General features: G+C 69.0%; 2 protein-coding genes and 2 pseudogenes. All 4 read left to right on the top strand.

The window, feature by feature from the left end; genetic code table 11:
* Positions 1–135 (top strand): annotated as a pseudogene (locus AC2W7M_RS21330) (ParB N-terminal domain-containing protein); the annotation flags it as partial.
* Between the two features lie 553 nt (positions 136–688).
* Positions 689–3,436 (top strand): DNA gyrase subunit A, encoded by a 2,748-nt coding sequence (gene gyrA / locus AC2W7M_RS21325; protein ID WP_486134724.1) that lies wholly within the window; start codon positions 689–691, stop codon positions 3,434–3,436.
* On the top strand, positions 3,411–3,836 hold the full coding sequence (locus AC2W7M_RS21320) for a LysE family translocator (protein ID WP_486134722.1): 426 nt from the start codon (positions 3,411–3,413) through the stop codon (positions 3,834–3,836). Before gyrA ends, AC2W7M_RS21320 begins: the two co-directional genes overlap by 26 nt.
* Positions 3,800–4,030, top strand: a pseudogene (locus AC2W7M_RS21315) (hypothetical protein); the annotation flags it as partial. The gene AC2W7M_RS21320 and the pseudogene AC2W7M_RS21315, both read left to right, overlap by 37 nt.

Raw genomic sequence — 4,030 nt, 5'->3', positions numbered from 1 at the left:
GTCTACGGCCATCGCCGCTGGCGCGCCGCCAAGGAACTGGGGCTGAAGGTCAAGGCGATCCTGATGGATCTGACCGACAGCGAACTGGTGGTGGCTCAGGGCATCGAGAACGCCGTCCGGCGGCGGCTCGGGTGGCGGTGGTGGCGGCGGTCCGCCCCGTGAGCAGCGACATGGACGACGAAATCCCGTTCTGACGCGGGTCCGGGCAGGTCCCCGGCGGCCTGTCGGCGCGGCATCCGGGTGCCTGGAACGGGGCGCCGCGTGCCGCTCTCCCGCTCGCCCTCTCCCTCGCTTGCGGGGGGAGGGGAACGGGGAAGGGCCGGCGGGCGCGGGGCGCCCCCACTGATGGGCCAGACCTGCCCATTGCGTGTCCGAAGCGTCCAGGGCCCTCTCCAGGCGCTCCATGCGTTCCAGGCGGAGGGGCGGCCCGCGCCCCCGTCCGGTTGAGGGAGGGGATGCGGTCAAGCGCGACGGGTGCCGCGCCCGTCTTGCGCCCCCCGCGCCGGGCCGGTTTTCGGCGGCTTTGACGCAAAAGGGTCAAGATTGCTGACCCGGGCCGGACGGCCATCCAATAACTCATTGAAATATAATGTGGAATTGGGGTGCTCTCCGCGCGCTTTCGCTGGCGTCGGGACGGTGAATCGGCTAGAAGTTCGGCACCTTGTGACTTGAAGGCGAGTGTTCCCTTTTGGCCGACCCCGAGACGCCGAACAGCGGCGGCGAGCTGCCCTCCGATATCAAGCCCGTTTCCATCACGGACGAGCTGTCGCGGTCCTACCTCGATTACGCCATGAGCGTGATCGTCGCCCGCGCGCTGCCGGATGTGCGCGACGGCCTGAAGCCGGTGCACCGGCGCATCCTGTTCTCCATGCACGAGAACGGCTACGAGTGGAACAAGCAGTATCGCAAGTCGGCCCGCGTGGTCGGCGACGTGATCGGCAAATACCATCCGCACGGCGATCAGTCGGTCTATGACGCCTTGGTGCGCATGGCGCAGACCTTCGCCATGCGCCTCCCGCTGGTGGACGGGCAGGGCAATTTCGGCTCGGTGGACGGCGATGCCCCGGCGGCCATGCGCTACACCGAGGTGCGCCTCGAAAAGGTGACCGGCTCGCTGCTGGACGACCTCGACAAGGACACCGTCGACTTCCAGGAGAACTACGACAACACCGAGCGGGAACCCGCCGTGCTGCCGGCCAAGTTCCCGAACCTCTTGGTGAACGGCGCGGGCGGCATCGCGGTGGGCATGGCCACCAACATCCCGCCGCACAATCTCGGCGAGATCATCGACGTGACCGTCGCGCTGCTCGATGACCCGACGCTGGAGCCCGAGGCGCTGCTGGATATTTTGCCGGGTCCGGATTTTCCCACCGGCGGGCTCATATTGGGGCGCACCGGCATCCGCCAGGCCTATCTCACCGGCCGCGGCTCGGTGCTGATGCGCGCCCGCGCCACCATCGAGAGCCTGCGCAAGGACCGCGAAGCGATCATCGTCACCGAGATCCCCTACCAGGTGAACAAGGCCACCATGGTGGAGAAGATCGCCGAGCTGGTGCGCGAGAAGCGCCTGGAAGGCATCTCCGAGATCCGCGACGAGAGCGACCGCGACGGCCTGCGCGTGGTGTTCGAGATCAAGCGCGACGCCCAAGCGGACGTGGTGCTGAACAACCTGTTCCGCCAGACCGTGCTGCAGACTTCGTTCGGCGTGAACATGGTGGCGCTGTCCGGCGGCAAGCCCGGCGTGCTGGCGCTGCACGACATCCTCACCGCCTTCATCGCCTTCCGCGAAGAGGTGATAAGCCGGCGAACCAAATTCCTTCTCAAGAAGGCCCGCGACCGCGCCCACGTGCTCGTCGGCCTCGCCATCGCGGTCGCCAATATCGACGAGGTGATCCGGCTGATCCGCACTGCGCCTGATCCCGCGACCGCCCGCGAGTCGCTGATGGGTCGTGATTGGCCGGCTAAGGACATGGCGCCGCTGATCGCTCTGATCGCCGATCCACGCCATGCGCTGCGCGAGGACGGCACCTACCGCCTGTCCGAAGTGCAGGCGCGGGCGATCCTCGATCTGCGCCTGCAGCGCCTCACCGCGCTCGGGCGCGACGAGATCGCGGAGGAGCTGGACAAGCTGGCCGCCGAGATCGCCGACTATCTGGACATCCTCGCCAGCCGGCCGCGCATGCGCGGCATCATCCGCGACGAGCTGCTGGCCATCAAAGCCGAGTTCGGCACGCCGCGGCGCACCGAGATCGTCGAGGGCTTCGGCGATCTGGAGGACGAGGACCTGATCCAGCGCGAGGAGATGGTGGTCACCGTCTCCCACGCCGGCTACGTCAAGCGCGTGCCGCTCTCCACCTACCGGGCGCAGCGGCGCGGCGGCAAGGGCCGCTCGGCCATGCAGACGCGGGAAGAGGATTTCGTCACCCGCCTGTTCGTCGCCTCCACCCACGCGCCGGTGCTGTTCTTCTCGTCCAAGGGGCAGGTCTACAAGCTGAAGGTGTGGCGCCTGCCGCTGGCGGCGCCCCAGGCGCGCGGCAAGGCGTTCGTGAACATCCTGCCGCTGGACCCCGACGAGCGCATCACCTCCGTGGTGCTGCTGCCGGAGGAGAAGGACACGGACGAGCGCCTGCAGATCATGTTCGCCACCACCGGCGGCACGGTGCGCCGCAACGCGCTGACCGACTTCCAGCAGGTGAACCGCAACGGCAAGATCGCCATGAAGCTCGCCGAGGGCGAGGCGATCGCCGACGTGGCGCTGTGCACCGAGGACGACGACGTCCTGCTCACCACGGCCGCCGGCGCCTGCATCCGCTTCCCCGCCACCGAGGTGCGCCTGTTCAAGGGCCGCGACAGCGTCGGCGTGCGCGGCATCCGCCTAGAGGAGGGCGACCGCATCATCTCCATGGCCATCATCCGCCATGTGGACTCGCCCGCCGAGGAACGGCTCGCTTACATCAAGCGCCGCCGCGCCATCGCCGGCGAGACCGCCGAGCCGGTGGAGGCCGAGGAGGGCGCGAGCGGCAACGGCCAGCTCAGCCAGGAGCGCTACGCGCAGATGAGCGCGCTGGAGCAGTTCATCCTCACCGTGTCCGAGAACGGCTACGGCAAGCGCACCTCGTCTTACGAATACCGGGTCACGGGCCGTGGCGGAAAGGGCATCGTCGCCATGGCGGTGAACGAGCGCAACGGCCGCCTCATCGCCTCCTTCCCGGTGGAGGACCAGGACCAGATCATGCTCGTCACCGACGGCGGCCAGCTCATCCGCTGCCCGGTAGAGGGCATCCGCATCGTCGGCCGCGGCAGCCAGGGCGTGATCGTGTTCGACACCGCCGAGGGCGAGCGCGTGGTCTCGGTGGAGCATATCAGCGACGACGGCACCGAACCCGGCGGCGAAGAGGCCGGCGAGGCCGGTGCGGAGGGCGGGGGCGAGGCATGATCCCGGCCGAGAGCCTGCTGATCTTCGTCCTCGCCTCGCTGGCGCTCGCCGCGACGCCGGGGCCGAACGTGGCGCTCATCGTCGGCACCTCGCTCAAGCATGGCCGGCGCGCGGCATCCTCACCGCCATGGGCGTCAATGTGGGCGTCATCGTCCAGCTGGCTTTGGTGGCGGCGGGCCTCGCTTATGTGGTGGAGGCGTTCTCGCGCCATTTCGATCTGGTGCGCTATGCCGGCGCGGCCTATCTCGTCTTCCTCGCCATCCAGCAGTGGCGCCATGCGGGCGCGGGGGCGGACATGCCGGCGCCTCGGCGCGCGCCGCCTTCGGGCGCGGCCTCGCTGTCGCCTTCGCCAACCCGAAGACCCTGCTTTTCCATGCCGCCTTCCTGCCCCAGTTCGTGACCGACATTCAGGACCCGGTGCCGCAGATCGCCCTGCTCGCGGCCATCTTCGCGGCCATCGCGCTCGCCTCCGATACCCTGTGGGCGGTGGTGGCGGACCATGCCCGCAGCGCGCTGAAGGGCCGCTTCACCCGCCTCGCCGACCGCGTTTCCGCCGGCATCCTGATCGGCGCGCGCCGTCGCTCCTGGCGGCCG

The sequence above is a fragment of the Xanthobacter sp. BG11Y11_SDJG genome, assembly GCF_057364445.1.
The sequence above is the reverse complement of the archived record's forward strand: the minus strand, read 5'-3'. Positions and strand labels throughout refer to the sequence as shown.